This is a genomic window from Dyella kyungheensis, from assembly GCF_049913195.1.
GTDB classification, from domain to species: domain Bacteria; phylum Pseudomonadota; class Gammaproteobacteria; order Xanthomonadales; family Rhodanobacteraceae; genus Dyella; species Dyella kyungheensis.
Genome location: NZ_CP183983.1, coordinates 2,591,815 through 2,616,116 on the forward strand (window position 1 = coordinate 2,591,815; position 24,302 = coordinate 2,616,116).

Consider the following 24,302-nt stretch of genomic DNA (forward strand, 5'->3'; position numbering starts at 1 on the left):
TTTTCAGAACAGCGGATAGCTGCCCTGCACGCCGTGCGTGCTCAACATGGCACCGATGCGTGCGGTCAGCCAGTCCTGGTCGGTGGGGTCGCTGCGCTGCATCAGTTCGTCCGCCAGCTCGGCGAAGCGGGGCCAGAATTCCGTGGCCGAGGGGTGCGACTGGAGCAACGAGGACACCTCGATGTCGAGTTCGCCGAGGCTGCGTTCGAGGCGTAGACGGGTACGGTTCATGCGCGAAGCGTAGGCCGGAATTCATCACGGCGGTGTGGGATTTTTGCGAGTTCGGCGTGGTCCGCTAGAGGCCATGGCGCCATGCCAGCGCACCGTCGGGAAACAGGTCGGCAAGCGGCAGCCCCACCGCTTCGCATGCATCCATCACGTAACGCAGCGAGCGTGCCGCCTCCCCGCGCTGCCACTCCGGCGGGACGTTGAAGGCCTCGTACTCGATGGCCTCGAGCATGCGCAGCGACCACTCGTAAAGGCCATCGCCCTGGCTGCCGAACCACTGGCGAAGCCAGTCGCGCAGGCTGTGCAACGCAAACCCTTCCCGCCCCGCCGCGTCGTGCAGCAGCGCCGTCACCTCCGGGCAAATGCCCCGAAACCATTCGCTGTAGCCGGCCGCCTCGTCCGGCACCGTCAGCGGCGCGGGCGAACGTTGCGTGGCATGGCGGACGATGATGTCCCGTTCGATCTGGCGCGCCTGCGCCAGCCGCTCGGTTTCCAGCAGCAGGCCGCGCTCCAGGTCGAACACGTCGAAGAAGCGTCGATGCAAGGTGCGCATGCGCACCAGCGGTTGGCGCGAGTAGCCCACTTTCAACAGGTCCTGCTCGCGCCACGGCAGCATGTAGACGAAGGTACGCCCCTTGCTGAGCGACCTGGGCATGACGAACTCATCCATGCCGCTTATGGTCGCACAGCACTCCCCATGCGGCGGTCACAAAAGGCAATCAAGCGATTCACACGCGCCGTGGAAGCCTCGCGGCATGAGCGGAGATCAGCCGTGAGCCACGCCAAGACCGGACCGGAACGCGACGCCGCGGCCGAAGGGCTGGTCTACGTCAGCGACGACGAGCCCGGCCTGCGACGGCGGCGGCGCGGCAAGGGCTTCGTGTACCTGGATGCGCGCGGCAAGCGCGTGATCCGCAATGCCGTGATCGAGCGCATCCGCCTGCTGGCGATACCGCCCGCCTATGCGGATGTATGGATCTGCGCCAACCCGCGCGGTCATCTGCAGGCTACCGGCCGCGACGCCAAGGGGCGCAAGCAGTATCGCTACCACCCACGCTGGCGACGCGTGCGTGATGGCGGAAAGTTTTCGCACATGGCGGAATTCGGCGCCGCACTGCCGCGCATCCGCCGACGCGTGCGCAACGACCTCACCCTGCCCGGATGGCCGAAGGAAAAAGTCCTGGCCCTGGTCGTGCGCCTGCTCGACGAAACGCTGATCCGCGTGGGCAACGAGGCCTACACCACCGACAACGGCAGCTACGGACTGACCACCTTGCGCTCGCGCCACCTGCGCACGCAGGCGGGCAGCCTGCAACTGAGTTTTCGCGCCAAGAGCGGCCAGCAGAGCGAGGTGAACCTCAGCAACAAGCGGCTTGTCCGCCTGTTGCGGCGCGTGCAGCAACTGCCGGGACAGCGGCTGTTTCAATATCTCGATGAAGACGGCAAGCGCCATGCCGTCGACTCGGGCATGGTCAACGATTATCTACGCGACGCCTCCCAGGGCGATTTCACCGCCAAGGATTTCCGCACCTGGGCCGGCACCGTGCAGGCGGTAGGCCTGCTCGCCGCCACGCCGCTGCCCGAGGACGGGGGAGAACGCAGCCAGCAGGAAGCGATCAACACGGTGGTGCGCGAGGTGGCCACGCTACTGCGCAATACGCCAAAGGTCTGCCGAACCTCGTACATCCACCCCAAGGCTTTCACTGGCTGGAGCAGCGGCGAGCTGCACCGGCTGGTGCCCGCCGCCTGCGTGCAACACTCGCGCAAGCTGGAACAAGCCACGCTGCGCTTCCTGAAACATCGCCCGCGGGGTGCGTGAACGCGCTCAACCTTCCCTGTTCAGACGCAGGTCGTTGAACTTGCGCCGTTCGATCAGCGCCGTGATCCTGCCATGCGCATCGCGCTGGAATACCAGCAGGTTGCGCTCGTCGTCGCTGCCCATGAACACGTCTTTCGCCACCGGTTGCAGGGTATTGAGCTTGCCGCCCGCCTTGGTGACATAGCCGAGCACGCCGTGATCCACCGATACCGTCCAGGCGCGCTCCGGCGTGTAGCGATAGGTGCCGGCGTAGTCGCTCAATACCAGGCCCGGCACATCGATCTTCGGCGGCGCCGTGGGAATGGTCACGTCCTCGAAACCCGCCACCTTCCATTCGCCGGCCTGCTTTACGAAGGTAAGCAGCGCGCGGTAGCGCACGACGAACTTCTGTCCGAAGTAGGATTCGGTTTCGTACTGCTCCACGCTCAGCAAGGCACTGTCGCCATGCAGCCAGGCATGCGGGTCGCGCATTTCCATGTTGCCGGTGATGCCGGGCGGAAACGCGCGCAGGCTTTCAATGGTTTCGGCCTTGCTCGCCACGCGGCCAAACTCGTCGATCATCACCGCATCGTCGGTGACCGATTTTTCCCAGATCGCCTTGTCGCCCGTGGGCAAGGCGTCCATCAGTTTCTGCGTGGTCTGCACCAGCTCGTCCCGCAACGCGGCCGGCGCCTCGTCGGCATGAAGCGGCAACACAGCCGCTGCGGCAAACAGTCCCAGCACGATCGATCGACGCAACATGAACACCCCTCCCGGCCATGCCGCGAAGCATGCGCCGCATGGCCATCGCGCACCCGTGCTTGAAGTCACAGCCGGTCCGGCGCACCGCGGCGGTTTGCCGCGCGTGCGGCAATGCGGTCATCGACCGCGGCAGCGGACACGCCCAGAATCGGCGCAGCCCAGCCGCATGGAGCGCAACGCGGAACGCCCGTCATGCCACCCACCTCTCCCGCCGCAGCGCCTTCCTCGTCCACCGTGCCGATCCTGCTGGCCGCGCCGCATCGCGCCATGTTTTCCGTCGGCGCGATCCTGTTGTCCGCCGGCATGGCCTGGTGGTTATGGGTGTTGATCGCCGCATGGCGCGGTGGACCGCTCGCGGCGCAAGCGCTCCCGGTGGGATGGACCCACGGCGTACTGATGCAATACGCCACCCTCGTGCCGTTCGTGATGGGCTTCCTGCTCACCGTCTTTCCTCGTTGGATGAACGTGGAAGCCGTGCCTCGCCATGTCTATGCCGCCGTCTTCGGCTTGATGCTCGGCGGCGGCGCGCTCGTGCTGGCGGCGGCAAGTGGTTGGCCACAGGCGCTGCCCGTCGGTCTGAGTGGCATGTTGCTTGGTTGGCTCATTGCATTGGGAACACTGGGGCATCGCCTGCACCGCCATGGTTACCGCGACGTCTGGGCCAGGTCGGCGTGGTGCGCGCTGGCGCTCGGGGCAATCGGACTGGGCATGGTGTTGTGCGCGAGCCTCGGTGCATCGCTCCTGTGGGTACCGGCAGCCAACAAGATCGCCACCTTCGGCCTGCTGTTGCCGATGTATTTCACCGTGGCGCACCGGATGGTGCCGTTCTTTTCCGGCAACGTCATCGCCAACTACCGCGTGGTGCGGCCGATCGGATCGCTGCTGGCGGTATGGATGCTGAGCCTTGCCCATCTGGGTTTTGACCTGTTCGATGCGGCGAACTGGCGATGGCTGGTGGACACGCCGATGACGGCGCTGCTGTTGTGGCAATGGCTGGCCTGGCAACCCTGGAAGGCGAAACGCCCCGGCTTGCTGCTGGTGTTGTACGTGGCGCTGGCATGGCTGCCGCTGTCGTTCCTGCTGTACACCGTGGACAGCATCCACAGCTACATCACGCACACGAATTCGCGCGCGCTGGCGCCACTGCATGCGCTGACCATCGGCTTCTTCAGCTCCATGCTGGTGGCGATGGTGACACGCGTGACGCATGGCCATTCGGGTCGTCCGCTGGCCATGGGTCCGGTTCCCTGGTTCGCCTTTATGGGTATCCAAGGGGTTGCCCTGGTTCGCGTTGCCGCTGAATACCTCTCGCAGCCCTGGCCCTGGTATATCGCGGCGGCAGCGTTGTGGCTGCTCTCGCTGGCCCCATGGATCGCGCGCTCGCTATGGATCTATCTCACCCCCCGTCGTGACGGCGCGCCGGGTTGACGCTCCGCTGAAGAGTTCATCGCATGGCACTTTTCCCCGCTGCAAACGAAATCGGCATCGCCACCCTGGTCGACCGCTTCTACGACAAAGTGCGCGCGGACGCGGAGCTGGGTCCAGTGTTCGACACGGCCATCCATGACTGGACGACGCACAAGGTGTTGTTGCGCGATTTCTGGTCCTCGCTGGTGTTGCGCTCGGGCCGATACAAAGGCAACCCGATGGGCGTGCACCGTGCGTTACCTGCGTTCCCGCCGAGCCTGTTTCATCGCTGGCTGGCGCTGTGGCGGGAAACCACCCGCGAAGTCTTCGACGCGCCCGTGGCCGAACTCTTCATCGGTACCGCCGAGCGGGTGGCGCAAGGGCTCAGCCTGGGGATGGGCCTGGGACGGCTGTCGCTGGAACACCCGTCGCGCGTGCTCGGTCCGCTGCACATCGTGTCGTGAGGGCAATGATGGGAGTACACTTCACAGATGAGAATCAATCGCATTTGTGAAGCCTGGCGCGCACTCCCGCTGCTGATCCTCCTGCTGAGCCTGGCCTCGCTGCCGGCCCATGCGCAGACGGACGCCGACGATCCCGCGGCCAGCGTGCCAAAGACCTGGCAGATGCTCGATTACCTCGCCGCGGACTATGCGGGCGCAGTGAAAAATGGCGAGGTGACAAGCGCGTCGGAATACGACGAGATGCGCGAATTCGCCCGCCATGCGCGCGATCGCGTGGCGGCGCTGCCGCCTGCCGCGGCCACGCCGGTGCTGCGCGAACAGGCTGACCGGTTGATCCAGTTGATCGACGCCAAGGCACCGGCGTCCGACGTCGCGCGCCAGGCGCATGCGCTGACCGATACGCTGCTGCAGGCCTATCCGATTCCCACCGCGCCCACCGACGCGCCGAATCTTGCCCGCGGTGCCGCCGTGTACCAGATGCAGTGTGCCGTCTGCCACGGCACCACTGGTCATGGCGATGGCCCCGCGGGACTTCAGTTGTCGCCGCGGCCGATCGACTTCACCGATGCCTCGCGTGCCGACCAGCGCAGCGCGCTGTCGCTCTACGAAGTCATCAGCCAGGGCGTTGCCGGCACGCCCATGGCGAGTTATGCGCAGACGCTTTCCACCGACGATCGCTGGTCGCTCGCCTTTTACGTCGGCACCCTCGCCTATCCCGACGCGATGGCAAACGGCGAGCAGGCCTGGCGCACCGATCAACGCGCCCGTGGCGCCATCGCCTCGCCCAGTGAATTGGCGCGTGCACGCGTCGCCGGTCTCGCCGAGGTGATCGGGACGGCCCAGGCACGCCTTGTCGTGGGCTATCTGCGCGCGCATCCCGAGGCGGTGCACGAAGCGCTGACCGGCCTTTCGCTGGCGCGCACGCGTGTCGCCGACAGCGTGGAGGCTTATCGCAGAGGCAAGCCGGAAGAGGCGCGGGAGCTGGCGCTCTCGGCCTATCTCGACGGCGTCGAACCGGTGGAAGCCCGGCTCGATGCGCGCGACGCGGCACTGCGCGCCCGCATCGAAACCGCCATGGGAGCCTATCGCACGTCGCTGTCGCAGCCCGCAACAAACAATGCGGTGCCCACCCAGGCGCACGAAGTGGATGCGCTGCTCGCCCAGGCGCAGGCGCTGCTGACGGCAAGCGCAGCGAATCCGATGACCACGTTCGTCGGCGCGCTCACCATCCTGGTACGCGAAGGCCTGGAAGCGCTGTTGGTCGTGGTGGCGCTGCTGGCCTTCCTGCGCAAGGCGGATCGGCACGACGCCACGCGCTATGTGCATGCCGGCTGGTTGCTGGCGCTGCTGGCGGGCGCGGCCACCTGGGCGGTGGCCAGTTACGCCATCTCGATCAGCGGCGCCAGTCGCGAACTGACCGAAGGGCTTTCCTCGCTGTTTGCCGCCGCCGTGCTGCTGGCGGTCGGGTTGTGGATGCACCAGAAGAGCATCGGCGGCCGCTGGCAGTCCTACCTGAAAGCGAAGATGGCCACGGCGCTGGACCGGCGCTCGGCATGGTTCGTGTTCGGCCTCACCTTCATCTCGGTCTATCGCGAGGTGTTCGAGACCATCCTGTTCTACACCGCGTTGTGGAACGAGGGCCAGGGACAGTGGTTGCTAGCAGGCATCGTGGTGGGCGCCATCATCCTCGGTTTCATCGCCTGGGTACTGCTGCGAACCAGCCAGCGCCTGCCGCTGGGCCTGTTCTTCTCGATCAGCTCGCTGGTGATCGCGCTGCTGGCGATCGTGCTTACCGGCAAGGGCGTGGCGGCACTGCAGGAAGCGGGATGGACGGCGGTGACCGTGGCGCCGGTGCCGTCCATCGACCTGCTGGGCATCTATCCCACCTGGCAGTCGCTGCTGGCGCAGTTGGCGGTGGCGCTGATGCTGGCCATCGGCTTCACGTACAACCGCTGGCGAGCCAAGGCCGCCTGACCCTCCCGACCCGCGGACGGGGCGTTCCACCGCCTCACGTTCGATGGCACTTGAATTCTGTAACGGTCGATACATAATATTGTTCCGACCGCTACAAAACGAGATGCGCCATGGCACGGCCACGCGAATTCGACGAACAGAAAACCCTCCAAGCCGTTGCCGAGGCTTTCTGGACGCGTGGCTACGAGGCCACCTCCACGCGCGACCTGGCGCAGCGCACCGGCTTGACGGTGACCAGCCTGTACAACGCGTTCGGCGACAAGCAGGCATTGTTCCAGCGGGCCTTGCAGCATTACCTGGACGCAACGCTGCGGGAGCGCATCGATCGCCTGGAACAAGCATTGGCACCCAGCGAGGCTATCGCCGCGTTCTTCAACGAAGTCATCGAACGTTCGCTATCCGATAGGCAACAGCGCGGCTGTTTTCTGGTGAACTCGGCGCTGGAAGCAACGCCCGACGCGCCTGAGCTGCGCGCCGCCATTGCAACCGAAATCGACGCCATCCGCGCCTTTTTCCGTCGCTGCCTGTTGGCTGGCCGTCGCACTGGCGAGGTGCCGTCAGCCGTTTCCGCCGCGGACGCCTCCGCGCATCTATTGGCTGTCCTGCTCGGCCTTCGCGTGATGGCTCGCATCAATGCCGATCGCGCCAGCATGACCGCTGCCGTGGCTACGGCGCTGAAAGCTGCCGGCATCTCGAAACACCGCTGAAGAAATCCCGCCCAATCGCTGGAGCCCCCTCATGTCATCCCGCACTTTTCTCGTCACCGGCGCCACCAAAGGTATCGGCCGCGCCATTTCCCATCGTCTCGCCAAGGCAGGACACCACGTCGTGGGCCTGGCGCGAAACGTCGACGAGCCGGATTTCCCTGGGACTTTGGTCTCGGTCGATCTCGGCGACCGCGAGGCCACCGACAAGGCGCTGAAAGCGCTGGTCGAGCAATACTCCTTCGACGGCGTGGTCAACAACGTCGGCTATGTACGCGTGGCGCCGATTGGCGAAGTGGACCTCGACGACCTCGACGACGTGCTTCGCATCAACCTCGTACCCACCGTCCAGACCGTGCAGGCGTTGCTGCCGCAGATGCGCGCGAAGGGTTGGGGGCGCGTGGTAAACATCACCAGCCTGGTCGCGCTGGGTTACGCGCAGCGTACGTCCTATGCCGCCGCCAAGGCTGCGGTGAACAGTTTCACCCGCACCTGGGGGCTGGAACTCGCCGAAAGCGGCATCACGGTGAATGCGGTGGCACCGGGTCCGACGGAAACGGATCTGTTCCGCGCGAACACGCCCGAAGGCAGCGAGGCCGAGCAACGCTTCCTCGCCGTGGTCCCCATGAAGCGCCTTGGCAAGCCGGACGAACTGGCGGCGACGGTGGAGTTCCTGCTGTCCGATGGCGCCAGCTACATCACCGGGCAGACCATCTATGTCGACGGCGGCGCATCGATCGGTCGCGTTGCCGCCTGACGGCACCCTCAGTGGAAATCGCGCGAACGGCTGTCGAGCGAACCCAGCAGCTCGCTCATGTCGATCAGCCGATGCGCGATGAGATGGCTTACACCATCGGCGTGTTCCCAGCGGCCGTCCACGCCCAGCAGGCGCGATTCGAGGAAGATGCGCCGCTGGCGCTCGGCCACATGGCTCCACACCACCACGTTGATCGGTCCGAACTCGTCTTCGAGGGTGATGAAGGTGACGCCGCTGGCGGTTTGCGGCCGCTGGCGCTGCGTGACCAATCCGGCCGCGCGCACCCGGCTGGCATGCGGGCGATGCTGCAGGCTTCTCGAATCCAGGCAGCTCGCGGCACGCAGGCGCGCGCGAATCTGTTGCACAGGATGCGGCCCCAGGCTGAGTCCGGTGCGGGCGTAATCGGCCAGCGTGTTTTCGCCTTGCGAAGGCGGCGGCAAGACCACCTCCTCTTCCACCGGGCTGGTGTTGCCGAACAGCGGCAACTGCGCCTCGATGCCGGCCATGGCCCAGCGTGCGCGATGGCGGTGTCCGGCCAGTCCACGCAAGGCATCGGCTTCGGCCAGGGCTTCCTGCTGATGCTTGTTGAGTCCGGCGCGCGCGCACAGGTCGGCCACGTCATCGAAAGGTCGCTGCGCACGCGCCGCCATCAGTTGCAGCATCACCTCCTCGCGGCAACCGCGCACCTGCCGGAAGCCCAGCCTCAGTGCATAGCCGCCGTTTGATGAAGGGTCCGCTTCGAGCGTGTTGTCCCAATCGCTGTAGCGCACGTCCACCGGCCGCGCCTTGATGCCATGGCGTTGCGTGTCCTGCACCAGCTGGCTGGGCCCGTAGAAACCCATCGGCTGGGCGTTGAGCAGCGCGCACATGAACGCCGCGCGGTAATGGCGCTTGAGCCAGCAGCTCGCATACACCAGCAAGGCGAAACTGGCCGCATGGCTTTCGGGAAAACCGTAGGAGCCGAAGCCCTTGATCTGCTCGAACAGGCGCGCGGCGAACTCCTGCGTGAAACCGTTCTTCAGCATGCCGGCCATCAGCTTCTGGCGATGGATCTCCATGTCGCCATTACGCCGCCATGCGGCCATGGAACGGCGCAATTGATCGGCCTCGCCTGGCGAGTATTCGGCCGCCACGATCGCCAGCTTCATCACCTGTTCCTGGAACAGCGGCACGCCGAGCGTGCGCTCGAACACATCCTTGAGCGCTTCGGACGGATAGGTGACCGGCTCCTCGCCACGCTTGCGGCGCAGATACGGATGCACCATGTCGCCCTGGATGGGCCCGGGCCGCACGATCGCCACCTGGATCACCAGGTCGTAGAAATTCTCCGGCCGATGCCGCGGCAGCATGGCCATCTGCGCGCGCGATTCGATCTGGAACACGCCGATGGTGTCGGCTGCGCGGATCAACTCGTAGGTTTGCTCATCCTCCTTCGGCATCGAGGCCAGCGTTTCCACGCGGCCATGATGCGTCTCCAACAGCTTGAGGCATTTGCGGATGCAGGTGAGCATGCCCAGCGCCAGGCAATCGACCTTGAGCAGCCGCATGGTGTCCAGATCGTCCTTGTCCCACTGGATGATGGTGCGGTCGGGCATCGAGGCGTTTTCCACCGGCACCAGATGCGACAGCGGCTGATCGGAAATGACGAAGCCGCCCACGTGCTGGGAAAGATGGCGCGGGAAATCCATCAGCTCGTAGGTCAGCGCGATCACGCGTTTCAGCAGCGGACTGTCCGGATCGAAGCCGCGCTCCCGCAGACGGCCATCCAGCGGGTCGTCGCCGTCATTCCAGGAGAAGGTGCGCGACAGCAGGTCGATCTGGTCCGAAGGCAGTCCCAGCACACGCGCCACGTCGCGCACGGCGCTGCGGCCGCGATAGCAGATCACCGTGGCGGCCAGCGCGGCGCGCTCGCGGCCGTATTTCTGGTAGATGTGCTGGATCACTTCTTCGCGCCGCTCGTGCTCGAAGTCGATGTCGATGTCCGGCGGCTCGTCGCGCTCGGCCGAGATGAAGCGCTCGACCAGCAGCGTGGTGGTGGCCGGATCCACCGCCGTCACGCCCAGCGCGTAGCAGACGGCTGAATTCGCCGCCGAGCCGCGGCCCTGGCAAAGGATCTGCTTGCTTCGCGCGAAGGCCACGATCTCCTGCACGGTGAGGAAGTACGACTCGTACTTCAGCTGCTCGACCAGTGCCAGCTCGTATTCGATCTGCTCCCTCACCTTGCGCGGCTCACCTTGCGGCCAGCGCCAGCGCACGCCCTCTTCCGCCAACTGCCGCAGCCATGTGGTGGGCGTATGACCTTCGGGTACCAGCTCGGCGGGATAGCGGTATTTCAGATCCGTCATCACGAAATGGCAGCGCTCGGCGATGCGTACGCTTTCTTCCATCAATGGATCGGGATAGATCGCCGACAGCGCCTCGCGCGTGCGCAGATGCCGCTCGCCATTGGGAAACAACAGGTCGCCCGCGTCGGCCACGGTGCGGTGGTGGCGGATCGCCGTCATCACGTCCTGCAGGGCGCGACGGCGGCGCACGTGCATATGCACATCGCCGGCAGCGACCATCGGCAGCTCCAGCGCCGCAGCCAACGCCTGCAGGTCGGCAAAACGGCGGGCATCGTCAGGGCCGCGATGCAACTCCACGGCCAGCCACAGGCGTTCGGCAAACAGGGTTTTCAACCATGTGCCATGCGCAGGATTCAACTCGGCCTGCGGCAGCCACAGCGCCAGCGTGCCGGGCAGGCCATCGGCGAAATCCTCGCGCGTCACGCGATACGTGCCCTTCTCCGCCACGCGGCGGCCACGGTTAATGAGCGCACACAGCGAGGTGTAACCGAGCAGGTTCTCGCACAGCAGTACCAACTTCGGGCCGTGCTCGAGCTGGAATTCCGCGCCCACGATCAACTTCAAGCCTGTGTCGCGCGAAGCCTCGTAGGCACGCACGATACCGGCCAGCGAACATTCGTCGGTGACCGCCAGCGCGCGATAGCCGCATTCCTTCGCCCGCTCGAACAATTCGCGCGCGCTCGACGCGCCACGCTGGAACGAGAAGTTCGACAGGCAATGCAGCTCGGCGTAATCGCTCATGCGAACCACCCATGCAACATCCAGTTGCCCTGCTCGCCCGGCGCGCAGAACACCCAGGCGCACTGCCCCTGCGAGGTGCGCACCACGTAGTAGTCGCGCCGGATATCGCCGCCATCCCACCAGCCGGTTTCGATGCGCTCGGGACCGGCGAGCACCTCGGGCAGCGGTCCGCGCAGGGCGCGCGGCGTGTCCAGCAGCCAGGTGGGGCGCGGCAGGGTTTCGGGCAGGGTTGCCGCTTTCACATGCGATGCATCCGATTGCGCCTTTTCCGGGCGCGGATCGACCGTGCGATGCAGCTGCTGGATCGCCTGCTCGCCCAGGCGCGCGCGCAAGCGTTCGCGCAATTGCTCCAGCGGCACGGCATTCACCGGGCGCGTATCGAACAGATCGCGGCCGGCCGGCACGAACGGCGGCAGCTCGCTTGCCACCAGGCGCATGGCCAGCACCGGTTGCGGCAACTCAAGACGTTCGAACCGTCCGCGCGCGCAGTCGAACAACAGGCCGGCATCGCGAGCTGCGGTCAACATGCCCACCGTCACGCGCGTCGGCGCACCGCTGCTGTGTTCCAGCTCCAGCTCGAAACGCTGCACGCCGCCATCGCGACCAGCGAGATACGCCGCCAGGTCGCTAGTAAGACGGCGCAACGGAAACACCAGCGCTTCGACGTGTTCGATCTCATGCGTCCACTCCATGCGCTGCTCGAACGCATCGGGCGGACGGTAACTGTCGATCGGCGTGGGTTCGTCGCCGGTGAGGCGATCGAGTTGCGCTACCAACTCGCCGCCGAAACGGCGCTGCAGGCCGGCGCGCGGCAACTTGAACGCCTGTCCCAGCGTGCGTATGCCCATCGATGGCAGACCCTGCGCCGCATCCAGCGGCAGGCGTGCCCGCGCAATCGGCACGGGCGACAGCGCTTCGCGCAGCAGCTCCGGCGACATCACCGCAAGACCATCGTGCATGCCGGCCAGCACATAGGCCGCGTGCGGCGTCGGCGCGAGCGCGATACGGTGGCGGAAACCGAGTTCCCGCAGATCGTCGCGCAACAACGATTCAAAGCGCGGCCACGGCCCGAACAGGTTGAGGCTGCGACTCACCTCCAGCACCACGGCATGCGCATACAAGCCAACCTCGGCGCTGTAGCGATACGCCCATGCCGCCAGCAGGCGATGCCAGCGCGCCTCGTCTTCCGCGTCGTGCTCGACCATCGCGAACTGCTGCAGCAAGGCCTGCGCAGCGACCAACTTCTGCCCGCGATAAATGCCTGTTGCACGCGCCGACGCATTGGCCGCATGCACGATGCGCGCCTGCGCGGGGCCGCTCACCAGCACCAGCGGCTCGTCCGATGGCGGCCGTCGCCGGAGGACACCGTCCAGCGCCAGTTGCGGCAGCAGAATGCAGGCCCAGAGCATGATGCTTTACGACCAGCCGGAGACGAGTGATACCGCGCTCACCGGCGGATTGCCGCCACGGCATTTGCGCACGCGCACCTGCCATGCAGGCGTACTTTCCAGCTCCAGCCGCAAGGCCGCCGGCGACGCCTGCACGGCATGGCGGCGATCGCGGAACACGAATGCCAGCGCCTTGCCGGTATCGGCGGCCACCTGCAAGCGGCGCAAGGCACGATCGTCGGCATGCGCGGGCCACGCCAGCACGGCCGCGCAACTGGCCGAGCGCAGGCATTGTTCGGCGGCCCACAGCACGTCGCGTTCGTCCGCGCGCACGATATCCACTTGCGACATCACCACGCCGCGCGCTTCCCAGCCCGCCACATACGGCACGTATGGCGGCGAGATCACCATCACCGGACGTCCTTCGCGGGTGAGCCGCGCCAGCGTAGGCAACAGCAACTGCAGCTCGCCCACGCCATCGGCGGGCAGCAGGATTTCGGTCATTGCATGCTCGGGCCAGCCGCCGCTGGGCAGCGCCGAATCCAGCGTGGGCCAGCCGGTCGGCTGGCTGCCCGACGGTTGCGGCGCGGCACGCCCCTGCCAGACCTGGCGGCTGTGCAAGAGCGAATCGAGTGCAACGAGCTGGCCCATGGGCGCATGGCTCCGATTCAGCGCAACGTGCGCAGGCAGCGCGTGACCACGCCCCACACGCTGAGCGTCTCGCCCTCGCGGAACACGATGGGCTTGAAGTGCGCGTTCTCCGGCAGCAGCGCGATATGGCCATCCACCTTGCCCAGCCGCTTGATGGTCAGTTCGTTGTTGACCACCGCCACCACGATGTCGCCCTGGCGCGCAGTGAGCGCGCGATCCACCAGCACTTCGTCGCCGTCGAAGATGCCGGCGCCGATCATCGACCAACCCGACACGCGGATGATGAAGGTGCTCGGCTCATGCCCACGCAGCACGAGATGCTCGTTGAGGTCGACCACTTCGTCCACGTCGTCGTCCGCCACCGAGGGCACGCCCGCCGGCACGCGGCTGAGAAAGGCCGTCAAGGCGACCGTCGACGGCTCCAGCGACACGGGACGCGGCGCCTCCAGCGTGGCCGGGCTGCGATAGGCCTCCAGATAAGCCAATACGCCCGGCACCTGGCTGTCAGGGACGCGAATACGCTGACTGGGTTCACCGGCGGGACGACCGGCCCCCGGACGGCGTCCACCGTGGTCGGAAGGAGACATGAGGCGACTTGATTAGTGGGCCGGTAATCAAGATAGCACGTTGGCATTCTCACCGAGCGAGATTCAGCGCCCCGGCAGGAGGAAAACTCAAACGATTGAATCAAAAGGCGATTCAGCCACCCACCCGGTACACCCGCCCCTTCCATTGGGAGCGCTCGCCGCGCCAGTAACGCAGCGCCGAACTCCAGGTCATGCCCAGGTACAGGGCGGCCCCCAGCGGCAGCAGCAGCGCCCACCAGCCGGACATGCGGTAGTACCTGAGCATGGGCAGATAGCCCAGCATCATGGCGATCAACGCCAGCCATGCCCATGGCCACACCTGCGGCACGCCCAGCAATACCAGCGGGGCGCCATAGGCGAGCAGGAACAACGACGTCACCAGCAGCAGCACGGCGCTCGAATAACCCAGCTGGGTGAAGGCCGAGCGCGCCACCATGCGATGGATGGCGTCGAAGCTGCCGTAGGGCCGCAGGCTCACCACGTCGCGACTCAAGCCAATCCAGGTGCGACCACCGGCGCGCTTCACCAGACGCGCCAGTGCGCAATCATCGATCAGCGCGTCGCGCAGACTGTCGAAGGCGCCGATGCGTTCGAGCAAGTCCGTATCCACCAGGATGCAGCCACCCGCCGCTGCCGCCACCAGCTTTGAGGTCGAGTTGGAAACGGCGAACGGATAAAGCAGCTTGAAGTAGTAGACGAACGCGGGCAGCAACAGACGATCCCAGAAACTGGTACGGCGCAGGTCCGCCATGATCGACACGAACTGACGCTGCTCGCGCTGCTTGTGCTGCAACAACGTCGACAGCATGCCGGGGCGCAGTTCGATATCCGCATCCAGCAACAAGGTCAGTGGCGTACGCAGGTGTCGCCTGCCCTGCTCCAGCGCCCACAACTTGCCCGCCCATCCCTCCGGCAAGGGCGCACCGGCAATCACCCGCACGTTCGGATAGGAACTGGCCACATTGGCCGTGCTGTCGTTCGATTGGTCGTCGATCACGACCACTTGAAGCCCGCCACCCTGCTGCTGCAAGGCACGCAGCGTCGTGCCGATCACATCCGCCTCGTTGCGCGCGGGAATCAACACCGTGATGTCGTCGAGGGGAACCCCGATCAACGGATCGGCTTCGAGATGCTCGCGCGTGCTCCACGGCCGCCAGGGCACCAGCAGCAACCCCAGCCACATCACGGCGGGGGCGATGGCACAAACGAGCAGCCACATCGGTCAGTGGCCCGCGTCCGCCCCCGGACTCCTGCGCTGGATCGCGCTGATGGGAATATGGATGGCCGTGGCGTCGGCGCGGTCGCCGTACATCACCGGCAGATCCGGCGCCATCGCGCCATCGATGCGCGGCCCGAAGGTGGCCACCCGCGCCGCCTTCAGCGGATGGGCGAAGGTGTCGTCCACCGCGGTGCCTTCGAAGCCGCAATGCGCCATGCAGTTGTCGCACTTGGGATTGATGCCGACGCCGTACTTGTCCCACGCCGTCTCTTCCATCAGCTCCTTGTACGAACTGGCGTAGCCCTCATCGACCAGCAGATAGCACGGCCGCTGCCAGCCGAAGATGTTGTAGGTGGGATTGGACCACGGCGTGCACTGGTAACTCTGGTTGCCCGCGATGAAATCCAGGAACATCGACGACTGGTTGAACACCCACTTGCTCTTGCGCTCGCGGCCGATGCGGAACACGTCGCGGAACAGCTGCTTGCTTTCGGTGCGGCCGAGGAACACATCCTGGCGCGGCGCATGCTGGTAGCTGTAGCCCGGCGACACCGTGATGCCCTCGATGCCAAGCGACATGGCGAAATCGAAAAACTCTGCGATCTCTGCGGGCTGCTCGTTGTTGAACAGCGTGCAGTTGATGGTGACGCGGAAGCCGCGCGACAACGCCAGCTTGATCGCCGCCACGGCCTTGTCGAACACGCCCTCCATGCACACCGATTGATCGTGCCGCTCCTGCAGGCCGTCCAGATGGACCGACCAGGTGAAGTACGGCGAAGGCGTGTACTCGTCGATATGCTTGGTCAGCAGCAGCGCGTTGGTGCACAGGTAGATGAACTTCTCGCGCGCGATCAGGCCCTGCACGATCTGCGGCATCTCCTTGTGGATCAGCGGCTCGCCACCGGGAATCGACACCACCGGCGCGCCGCACTCGTCCACCGCCCGCAGCGCGTCTTCCACGCTCATGCGTTTCTGCAGGATCTCTTTCGGATGATCGATCTTGCCGCAACCGGCACAGGCGAGATTGCACTGGAACAACGGCTCCAACATCATCGCCAGCGGGTAGCGCTTCTGCCCGCTGACTTTCTTGCCGATGATGTAGCGCGCGATCTTGGTTTGTTGAATAAGAGGAATGCCCAACGGAATCTCCTCATCGCTGACCGATGGATCTTGCTGCGGCGCGCTTCACGAGACAGGCGCCAGGGTTCCAGTCGTTTTCATCGTCGCCACCGAGTATAGCCACGCGGCGACATCGTGGTGTTCAGGACGCCAGGCTGGCCGGCGGCGCAAATACATGCGCATGTTCGCGTCGCAATCGGTCCCATTCGATCTTGAACCAAGGCGTGAAACGTTCGGGATGCGCGGCGATTTCGCGATCGAGGTCGTCCGGCGCGACGTAACGCAGCGCGGCGATCTCAAGCACATTGGCGACCGGGGCCGCCTCCGTACGACCGGCATACACCCAGCAAAGTTCATGTTCGGCGCCTTCGTCGTCGAACTGCGCCTGATACTGGAACTTGAACTGGAACTGGAATTCGCACTGCATGCCGAGCTCTTCGGCCAGACGGCGATGAATGGCCGCCTCCATCGTCTCGCCGCGCCGCGGATGGCTGCAGCAGGTGTTGGACCAGTAACCCGGCCACAGGCGCTTGCCCTCGGCGCGCTGCTGCAGCAGCAGCTCGCCATCGGTGTTGAACACGAACAAGGAGAATGCCCGGTGCAGGATGCCTTGCCCGTGATGCGCGGAGGCCTTGTCGAGAAAGCCGGTTTCGCGGTCGTGTTCATCGACCAGCACCAGCGGTTCATCCTGGAACGACACCACGCTCTTCGTCCAGGCTGTTTCGTTGTCATCCCACTCGCGACTAGCCAAGGTTCGAACCTCTCTACTTCCGGCGGACGGCGGCGTTACACGCCTTGTCATCACATCTTCGTCACATATGGCGCGACGCTCGTGCGACCGTCAAACGAACGCACTCAGGCTAGCAAGGTTGAGCGACGCAGTGTAGCCCCTTGTGCGTTCAGCGCGCCGAAGAGGCACTGCCGGAAGACACAGGAAACGGCTCGTGCGTGCGTGTCCAGTTGGTGCTTCCACCCAGCAGCGTGATGCCGATGTAGCCGCGCAAAACCAGCCGATCCGGCGATGGCAGATGAATTTCGCAGTGGTATTGCTTGCCGTTGTCGGTGTTGTACACACGGCCATCCACCCAGGCGTGCGCGTCGGCGTCGTAATGCAGTCCCCACAACAGGCGCAGGCCGGTCAGCGGACGCGAACGCAGCGCGGGATCGGGATTGTGGCGGTCCGTGACGATCTTCCCATTGAGTTCCGGGCCATCCTCCGCGCCGTACCTATCGTGCAGCTGCCATACGATCGCGCCCACGAAGGTATCGCCTTCGCGCTGGATGCGGATGATGGCGTCGCGGCTTTCCACCAGCCAGTCGCCCTCGATGGCGGTGGCCGGCGAACCGTCGCCCGCGGGCGTCTGCGCAAGCGCAGCCGTACCTATCAGGCACAGACACACGATCCAGCGCAAAAAGTAGGCTTTCACAAAGTGCATGCATTCATTTTGGAAGGAATGGTGGATCGTGACCTAATCGACCTCATGCCCACTTTCTCCATCCCATCGCTGCTGTCAGGGCTTGGCCTGGTGCTCGCCTCGTGCGCGACCGCCTATGCCTGGCTGAGCCTGTGGGCCTGGTTTCGTAGCGAACGCCGCAAGCAGCATCGGCGAGCGACCGTGAACGATCAGGCAAGCCGCCCGGTCAGCGTGCTCAAGCCGCTGCATGGCGCCGAGCCCGGCCTTTACGAAAACCTGAAAGGGTTCTGTGCGCAGCGATACGCGCACTACGAAATCCTGTTCGGCGTGCGCGATCCGGACGACCCGGCGATTGCCATCGTGCAGCGCCTGCAGCGCGAGTTTCCCGCACTTTCCATGGCGCTGGTGATCGATCCCGTCGTGCACGGCGCCAACCTCAAGATCAGCAACCTGATCAACCTGCTGGCGCACGCACGCCACGACTGGCTGGTGCTGGCCGACAGCGACATCAGCGTGGCGCCGGATTACTTGGCACGCGTCACCGCGCCGCTGGGCGATCCGCAGGTGGGTATCGTCACCTGTCTCTATCACGGCGTGGCGCACGGCGGCTTGGTGGCGAGGCTGGGCCGCCTGTTCATCGACGACTGGTTCGCGCCTTCCGTGCGACTGGCGCATGCCTTCGGCTCCACCCGCTTCGCCTTCGGCTCCACCATCGCCGTGCGTCGCGACGCGCTGGATGCCATTGGCGGCTTCGACGCGCTGAAGGACACCCTGGCCGACGATTTCTGGCTGGGCGAACGATCGCGCCAACGCGGCTTGCGCACTGTACTGAGCGATGTCGTGGTGGGCACCGACGTGAGCGAAAACCGCCTCTCCAGCCTGTGGTCGCACGAATTGCGCTGGATGCGCACGATTCGCGCCATCTCCCCGGCAGGATTCGCATTCAGCTTCGTGTGCTTCACCTGGCCGCTGTTGGCGCTGGCGCTGCTGCTGTGCCCCACGATTGCCTGCCTGCTCGTGGCTGCGCTGGGAGTTGTCGCCCGCCTAGGACGATATCTGGCAGCCTGGCGCAGCACCGCAAGAACCCGGCGCGGGCAGGACCTCTGGCTCACTCCTTTGCGCGACGCACTGTTGCTGCTGGAATGGGCCGGCGCGCTGACCCATTGGCGCGTGCAATGGCGCGGACAGGCGCTGCATGCGCGCGACCATGCGCCATCGCGCTATCCTTGAGCACGATGTGTTGAACCACTCATTGCGGACGCAGCTGCAGGAGCTTGACCATCCATGAAGACGCTTTTTCTGCAAGCCCCTTCGTTTGACGGTTTCGATGGCGGCGCGGGTTCGCGCTACCAGGCCAAACGAGAGATCAAGAGTTTCTGGTATCCCACCTGGCTGGCGCAGCCGGCCGCGCTCGTCCCCGGTTCGCGCGTGCTCGATGCGCCGGTGGAGGAACTGTCGGTGGAAGAAACCCTCGACATCGCCGCCGGCTACGAGCTGGTGATCATCCACACCAGCACGCCTTCCTTTCCCACCGATGCGAAATTCGCCGAGCTGATCAAGCAGCGCCGCGCGGACATCCTGATCGGCATGGTGGGCGCCAAGGTGGCGGTGGAACCGGATGCCTCGCTGCTGGCATCGCCCGCGATCGACTTCGTCGCCCGCGAAGAATTCGACTACACCTGCAAGGAAGTGGCCGAAGGCCGCGCCTTCAAGGACATCGCCGGGATCAGCTACAAACTGATCGACGGCAGCGTGCAGCACAACCCGTCGCGCGCCACCATCGAGCAGATGGACGACCTGCCCTTCGTGGCGCCGATCTACCAGCGCGACCTGAAGATCGACCGCTATTTCATCGGCTACCTGCTGCACCCCTACGTGTCGATCTACACCGGCCGCGGCTGCCGCTCGAAATGCACATTCTGCCTGTGGCCGCAGACGGTGGGCGGCCATCGTTACCGCGTGCGCTCCGCCGCCAACGTGCTGGCCGAAGCGAAGTGGATCAAGGAGAACATGCCGCAGGTGCGCGAACTGATGTTCGACGACGACACCTTCACCGACAGCTCCAACATGGAACGCGTGCACGAGATTGCACGCGGCCTGCATGCCATGGGCTGGACCTGGAGCTGCAACGCCAAGGCGAACGTGCCGTACGAGTCGCTCAAGATCATGAAGGAGAACGGCCTGCGCCTGCTGCTGGTGGGCTACGAATCGGGCGACGACCAGATCCTGCACAACATCAAGAAGGGCTTGCGCACCGACATCGCGCGCACCTTCACCGAGAACTGCCGCAAGCTGGGCATCACGGTGCATGGCACCTTCATCCTCGGCCTGCCGGGCGAGACAAAGGAAACCATCGCACGCACCATCGCCTACGCCAAGGAAATCAATCCGCACACCATCCAGGTCTCGCTGGCCGCGCCGTACCCGGGCACCACGCTGTACAAGCAGGCGATCGAGAACGGCTGGCTGGAACACAACACGGCCGCCAACACGGTCAACGACAAGGGCGTGCAACTGGCGATGATCAGTTATCCGCATCTGTCCAAGGAAGAGATCTTCCACGGCGTGGAGACGTTCTACCGCAGCTTCTATTTCCGCCCGTCGAAGATCTGGGAGATCGTCAAGGAAATGGCCGGCAGCTGGGAAATGACCCGCCGACGATTGCGCGAAGGCGTGGAGTTCTTCCGCTTCCTGCGCGCGCACGAGGCATGACGCCGCAGCCCCCGCGTCACCGATGATGGCATCGCCCGCAGCAGCCACGCGCCCGCGCTTGATCGTGACGGCCGACGATTTCGGCCTGCATCCGGCAGTGAACCACGCCGTGGAACGTGGTTTTCGCGAGGGGGTGCTGCGTGCGGCCAGCCTGATGGTGACGGCGCCGGCCGTCGCCGATGCGGTGGCACGCGCCAAGCGCATGCGGGGCCTGGCGGTAGGACTGCACCTGGTGCTCGCCGACGGACAATCCGCGCTGGCTCCGTCACAGATACCCGCCCTGGTCGACGCGCGCGGCCGCTTCGGCGACGATATGCTGCGCGACGGGTTTCGATTCTTCTTCCTGCCGCATGTGCGCACGCAGCTGGCCGCAGAGATCCGGGCGCAGTTCGAAGCGTTCGCCGCCACCCGTCTGCCGCTCGACCACGTCAACGCCCATAAACATTTCCATCTTCATCCGACGGTGCTTTCCTTGATCCTATCGATTGGGCGCGATTACGGCCTGCAAGCGGTGCGCTGGCCCGCCGAACCCGGCTCCGGCCCCTGGCTGAAGCCCTGGCTCGCGCTGATGCGCCGTCGCCTGCGACGCGCGGGGATGCGTTCGAACGACCAGGTGTTCGGCATCCGGCACAGCGGCGGCATGGATGAACAGGCGTTGCTCGACGTGGTTGAGCATCTGCCGCAAGGACTTAGCGAGATCTACCTGCACCCGGCCACGCACAACGCGCTGACGCCCACGATGGCGCATTACCGCCATGCCGATGAACTGGCCGCACTGCTGTCGCCGCGCGTCCGCCGCGCCGTGGCCGAGCACTGCCAGCTTTGCGATGGCTTTGGCGATCCGGCCGCCGTATGAAATATTTTGTTTATCTCGCCGGCCTGCTCGGCCTGGTCGCCGCGATCATCCTGGTGACACAGCAGAACTGGTCGGCCATCCGCGGCGCCTTCGACCATGCCGGCTGGGCCTTGTTGTGGCTGCTGCCGTTCCACGCGCTGCCGCTGTTGCTGGACGTGTTCGGATGGCATGCGCTGCTGGCTCCCAGCGATCCACAACGCCGCGTGCGCATGCCGTTCCTGTTCTGGGTCGCCACCGTGCGCGAGGCGTGCAACCGACTGCTGCCGGTGGCCAACGTCGGCGGCGAAATCGTCGGCATCCGGCTGGTCAAGTGGCGCGGCCTGGAAGGTGCGCCGGTGGCGGCAAGCGTGATCATCGAAGTGCTGCTCACGCTGGTGAGCCAGTACATCTTCGTGGCATTGGGCCTGTTGCTGTTGATCGGCATGGCCGGCCACATCGGCACGTTGAACTCGGTGATCGGCGCGGTGGTCGCGACACTGCCGCTGCCGATCGGGCTGATCTGGATCCTGCGTCACGGCCAGCTGTTCTCGCGCCTGGAAACCTTTGCGGAGAAACTGCTGGGCGGCCCGTCGCGCTTCACCGAATTGCTCGATGGTGCCCGCCTCGACGACGAAGTGCGCAAGCTGTACGGCATGTCCGCCCGGCTGGGCGTGGCCTGCGCCTGGCAGGTGGCCGGTTTCGTGGTCGGCAGCTTCGAAAGCTGGCTGGCCCTGCAACTGCTGGGCTACCCCATTTCTGTGTGGGATGCGATCGCCATCGAGGCTACCACGCAGGCCGTGCGCCACATCATTTTCTTCGTGCCCGCCGGCCTGGGCGTGCAGGAAGGCGGCCTGGTGCTGTTCGGCAATATCATTGGCCTGCCGGCGGATGCGGCCATCGCCCTGTCGCTGGTGAAACGCGCCCGTGAGGTAGGCTTTGGCGTGCCGGCGCTGTTGTCGTGGCAGTGGACGGAAGCGCATCGCCTGCACCGTCGCTGGCTGTCGCGCCGCAAGCCCGCGTTGTCCGATGCACCGGACCGGAAGTTGTCGTAACGCAACGAGGTGAACCTGTGTCCCATGACGCCGTAGCCGACGCCGACCACAGCATGCGCCACTGGGCCGGCAACGAGCCGGGGCGCATCAGGATCGGTTCCGATGCGCACAAGCGGCTGTTCTGCCGCATGATCCTGGACACGCACAACCCGTATAAACCGGCCGTGATCGAATGGCCGGCGCTCGATGCCGACACTTTGCATCGCATCACCTCGCTGCCGATCTGGGACATCGCCGTGCAGACCGAGGGCAAGGCCAAGCTGCGCGTGGCCACTTACACGAATACCATCGTCGATCCCCTGCTGCGCGAAGCGCTGACCATGGACGGCGACGAGGAAGCGCGCCACAAGGTGGTGCTCACCAAGATGGTCGAGGCCTACGGTATCGCACTGGCGCCCGAGCCCGAGTACGAGGTGCCGAAGGATCCCGAATGGGGCTGGCTGGTGACCGGTTACAGCGAGTGCATCGACAGCTTCTTCGCCTTCGGCTTGTTCGAGTCGGCCAAGCGCACGGGTTATTTTCCCGCCGAACTGGTGGAAACGTTCGAGCCGGTGATGCAGGAAGAGGCGCGCCACATCCTGTTTTTCGCCAACTGGGTGGCGTGGCATCGCAAGCAATTGCCGTGGTGGCGGCGTCCCGCGTTCGAGCTGAAGGTACTGCGGGTATGGCTGTTCCTGATCTGGGAACGCATCGGCATCGCCAAGGGCCTGGACAACAACGGCGAGATGCAGGACGCGAACTTCACCATCACCGGCCACCAGCAGATCGGCCTGGACCTGAAGATCGGCGAGCTGCTGGAGCTGTGCCTGGCGCAGGACAGTTTCCGCATGGGCGGCTACGACGAGCGCCTGCTGCGGCCGACCTTCGTGCCGCGCATGGCACGGCTGGCACGGCGTTTCATGCGCTAGAAAGACCTCCTGTGGGAGCGCACTTGTGCGCGACAAGCCGACGAAGCGATAGCACCGACACTCTGCGGTCGCGCACAAGTGCGCTCCCACAAGGTTGCCGACAACTCAGCGGTGCAGACTGAACCAGGCGACCGCATCTTCCAGCGCAAGCCGCACCGGCCCCGCCGCGTAACCAAGCTCCCGCTCCGCCTTGGCGCTGCTGAAGAACATCCGCTTGCGCGACATGCGCACTTCTTCCACCGTGGCGATCGGCGGCCGGCCGCTCAGCCGTGCCCATGCCTCGGCCACGTAGGCCACCGGCATCACCGCGCCGTGCGGCAGGCGCCAGCGCGGCGGCGGGCGGCCCACGATGTCGGCAATCTCGAACAACAATTCGCGCAGGCTCAGGTCGGCGCCGCCGAGGATGTAACGCTCGCCCACCATGCCATGCTTGAACGCCAGCCAGTGCCCGTCCGCCACATCGTCCACGTGCACCACGTTGAGACCCGTGTCGACATAGGCCGGCATGCGGCCCGCCATCGCATCGCGCACCAGCCGCCCGGTCGGCGTGGGCTTGATGTCGCGCGGTCCGATCGGCGTCGAGGGATTGACGATCACCACCGGCACGCCCTGCGCCGCAAAACCGGCTGCCACCTGTTCGGCAAGAAACTTCGAGCGCTTGTAGTGACCGACCATGTCGCCCAGCGACACCGGTGTGGTTTCCGTGCCCGGCGTGCCATCTTTCGGAATGCCCAGCGTCGCCACGCTGCTGGTATAGATCACCCGTGGCACCCCGGCGCGCTGCGCGGCGTCGAGCAAGGCACGCGTGCCTTCGACATTGGTCCGATACAGCTCCTGCGGTCGCGGCGCCCACAGGCGGTAATCGGCGGCCAGGTGGAACAGCGCATCGCAACCGTCGCAAATCCTTGCCAGCGAGGCGGCGTCGGTGAGGTCGCCTTCGACCACCTCCACTTCCAGGCCTTGCAGGTTGCGCCGGTCGGCACCCGCACGAACCAGTGCGCGCACGTGGTGATCCTCGCGCAGCAACCGCCGCACCACGGCCGATCCCACGAACCCCGTTGCGCCGGTGACCAGCGACCTCACGGCGGCCCTGCCAAGCTGTGCCCACCTATCGCCAGCATGCATCCTGGACACATAAGGCTGTCGTTCCTGAACTCGCGGGAAGAGTTGAGTTTCATTATGTATACACGACGCGCAAAGCGGCGCGTGACGCCACCGTAGCCGTTTCGCCACGGG

At 65.4% G+C, this 24,302-nt stretch carries 23 protein-coding genes; 11 read left to right on the forward strand and 12 right to left on the reverse strand.

What is annotated here, in order from left to right:
- Positions 1–3: 3 nt before the first annotated feature.
- Together ACN9MB_RS11445 and ACN9MB_RS11450 are read right to left on the reverse strand one after the other, a co-directional pair.
- Complete coding sequence (locus tag ACN9MB_RS11445; protein WP_204636515.1) at positions 4–231, reverse strand: hypothetical protein; 228 nt, start codon at positions 229–231, stop codon at positions 4–6.
- A 64-nt stretch (positions 232–295) separates the two neighbouring features.
- Entirely contained in the window at positions 296–883 is a 588-nt protein-coding gene (locus ACN9MB_RS11450; protein ID WP_426268913.1) for a hypothetical protein, read from the reverse strand.
- Positions 884–1,000: 117 nt separating this feature from the next.
- Between ACN9MB_RS11450 and ACN9MB_RS11455 the strand changes: the two genes are divergently transcribed.
- Positions 1,001–2,047 (forward strand): DNA topoisomerase IB, encoded by a 1,047-nt coding sequence (locus tag ACN9MB_RS11455; protein ID WP_426268914.1) that lies wholly within the window; start codon positions 1,001–1,003, stop codon positions 2,045–2,047.
- Between the two features lie 6 nt (positions 2,048–2,053).
- Here the strand turns inward: ACN9MB_RS11455 and ACN9MB_RS11460 are convergent, their stop codons facing one another.
- Positions 2,054–2,788: a DUF4440 domain-containing protein gene (locus ACN9MB_RS11460; RefSeq protein WP_426268915.1), complete on the reverse strand. Its 735-nt coding sequence runs from the start codon at positions 2,786–2,788 to the stop codon at positions 2,054–2,056.
- Positions 2,789–2,980: 192 nt separating this feature from the next.
- On the opposite strand from ACN9MB_RS11460, the gene ACN9MB_RS11465 reads away from it, so the two are divergent.
- The 5 genes from ACN9MB_RS11465 to ACN9MB_RS11485 all read left to right on the forward strand — a co-directional run bounded on the left by ACN9MB_RS11465 (position 2,981) and on the right by ACN9MB_RS11485 (position 8,094).
- Positions 2,981–4,216 carry an NnrS family protein gene (locus ACN9MB_RS11465; RefSeq protein ID WP_426268917.1) on the forward strand — a complete coding sequence of 412 codons (1,236 nt, stop codon included), beginning with the start codon at positions 2,981–2,983 and terminating at the stop codon, positions 4,214–4,216.
- A gap of 23 nt (positions 4,217–4,239) precedes the next feature.
- Positions 4,240–4,659 (forward strand): group III truncated hemoglobin, encoded by a 420-nt coding sequence (locus ACN9MB_RS11470; protein WP_204636510.1) that lies wholly within the window; start codon positions 4,240–4,242, stop codon positions 4,657–4,659.
- Between the two features lie 27 nt (positions 4,660–4,686).
- Complete coding sequence (locus ACN9MB_RS11475; RefSeq protein WP_426268918.1) at positions 4,687–6,633, forward strand: FTR1 family protein; 1,947 nt, start codon at positions 4,687–4,689, stop codon at positions 6,631–6,633.
- Positions 6,634–6,743: 110 nt separating this feature from the next.
- Positions 6,744–7,340 (forward strand): TetR/AcrR family transcriptional regulator, encoded by a 597-nt coding sequence (locus ACN9MB_RS11480; RefSeq protein WP_426268919.1) that lies wholly within the window; start codon positions 6,744–6,746, stop codon positions 7,338–7,340.
- Positions 7,341–7,371: 31 nt separating this feature from the next.
- On the forward strand, positions 7,372–8,094 hold the full coding sequence (locus ACN9MB_RS11485; protein ID WP_426268920.1) for an SDR family oxidoreductase: 723 nt from the start codon (positions 7,372–7,374) through the stop codon (positions 8,092–8,094).
- Positions 8,095–8,102: 8 nt separating this feature from the next.
- Here ACN9MB_RS11485 and ACN9MB_RS11490 read toward each other — a convergent pair whose 3' ends face one another.
- The 8 genes from ACN9MB_RS11490 to ACN9MB_RS11525 form a co-directional block, all read right to left on the reverse strand.
- Positions 8,103–11,180, reverse strand: coding sequence for an error-prone DNA polymerase (locus tag ACN9MB_RS11490; RefSeq protein WP_426268921.1), 3,078 nt, complete (start codon positions 11,178–11,180; stop codon positions 8,103–8,105).
- Positions 11,177–12,589, reverse strand: coding sequence for a Y-family DNA polymerase (locus ACN9MB_RS11495; protein ID WP_426268922.1), 1,413 nt, complete (start codon positions 12,587–12,589; stop codon positions 11,177–11,179). The genes ACN9MB_RS11490 and ACN9MB_RS11495 overlap by 4 nt, the downstream gene beginning before the upstream one ends.
- Positions 12,590–12,595: 6 nt before the next feature.
- A complete protein-coding gene (gene imuA / locus ACN9MB_RS11500) occupies positions 12,596–13,219 on the reverse strand; it encodes a translesion DNA synthesis-associated protein ImuA (RefSeq protein WP_426268923.1) in 624 nt (207 codons plus the stop codon).
- Positions 13,220–13,236: 17 nt separating this feature from the next.
- On the reverse strand, positions 13,237–13,806 hold the full coding sequence (locus ACN9MB_RS11505; RefSeq protein WP_426268924.1) for a LexA family protein: 570 nt from the start codon (positions 13,804–13,806) through the stop codon (positions 13,237–13,239).
- A gap of 112 nt (positions 13,807–13,918) precedes the next feature.
- A complete protein-coding gene (locus ACN9MB_RS11510; RefSeq protein ID WP_426268925.1) occupies positions 13,919–15,025 on the reverse strand; it encodes a glycosyltransferase in 1,107 nt (368 codons plus the stop codon).
- Between the two features lie 3 nt (positions 15,026–15,028).
- Entirely contained in the window at positions 15,029–16,165 is a 1,137-nt protein-coding gene (hpnH, locus tag ACN9MB_RS11515; RefSeq protein ID WP_426268926.1) for an adenosyl-hopene transferase HpnH, read from the reverse strand.
- Positions 16,166–16,286: 121 nt separating this feature from the next.
- Positions 16,287–16,895: an isopentenyl-diphosphate Delta-isomerase gene (gene idi, locus ACN9MB_RS11520; protein ID WP_426268927.1), complete on the reverse strand. Its 609-nt coding sequence runs from the start codon at positions 16,893–16,895 to the stop codon at positions 16,287–16,289.
- Positions 16,896–17,043: 148 nt separating this feature from the next.
- Positions 17,044–17,571, reverse strand: coding sequence for a DUF2147 domain-containing protein (locus tag ACN9MB_RS11525; RefSeq protein ID WP_426268928.1), 528 nt, complete (start codon positions 17,569–17,571; stop codon positions 17,044–17,046).
- A 54-nt stretch (positions 17,572–17,625) separates the two neighbouring features.
- On the opposite strand from ACN9MB_RS11525, the gene hpnI reads away from it, so the two are divergent.
- The 5 genes from hpnI to ACN9MB_RS11550 are packed head-to-tail and all read left to right on the forward strand — an operon-like array spanning position 17,626 to position 23,066.
- Entirely contained in the window at positions 17,626–18,789 is a 1,164-nt protein-coding gene (gene hpnI, locus ACN9MB_RS11530; RefSeq protein WP_426268929.1) for a bacteriohopanetetrol glucosamine biosynthesis glycosyltransferase HpnI, read from the forward strand.
- Between the two features lie 54 nt (positions 18,790–18,843).
- Positions 18,844–20,271, forward strand: coding sequence for a hopanoid biosynthesis associated radical SAM protein HpnJ (hpnJ, locus tag ACN9MB_RS11535; protein ID WP_204636500.1), 1,428 nt, complete (start codon positions 18,844–18,846; stop codon positions 20,269–20,271).
- A 22-nt stretch (positions 20,272–20,293) separates the two neighbouring features.
- Positions 20,294–21,127 carry a hopanoid biosynthesis-associated protein HpnK gene (gene hpnK / locus ACN9MB_RS11540; RefSeq protein WP_426268930.1) on the forward strand — a complete coding sequence of 278 codons (834 nt, stop codon included), beginning with the start codon at positions 20,294–20,296 and terminating at the stop codon, positions 21,125–21,127.
- A complete protein-coding gene (locus tag ACN9MB_RS11545) occupies positions 21,124–22,158 on the forward strand; it encodes a lysylphosphatidylglycerol synthase domain-containing protein (protein WP_426268931.1) in 1,035 nt (344 codons plus the stop codon). Before hpnK ends, ACN9MB_RS11545 begins: the two co-directional genes overlap by 4 nt.
- Positions 22,159–22,175: 17 nt before the next feature.
- Positions 22,176–23,066 carry a ferritin-like domain-containing protein gene (locus tag ACN9MB_RS11550; protein ID WP_426268932.1) on the forward strand — a complete coding sequence of 297 codons (891 nt, stop codon included), beginning with the start codon at positions 22,176–22,178 and terminating at the stop codon, positions 23,064–23,066.
- 105 nt (positions 23,067–23,171) lie between these two features.
- Here the strand turns inward: ACN9MB_RS11550 and hpnA are convergent, their stop codons facing one another.
- Positions 23,172–24,149 carry a hopanoid-associated sugar epimerase gene (hpnA, locus tag ACN9MB_RS11555; protein ID WP_426268933.1) on the reverse strand — a complete coding sequence of 326 codons (978 nt, stop codon included), beginning with the start codon at positions 24,147–24,149 and terminating at the stop codon, positions 23,172–23,174.
- Between the last annotated feature and the right edge of the window lie 153 nt (positions 24,150–24,302).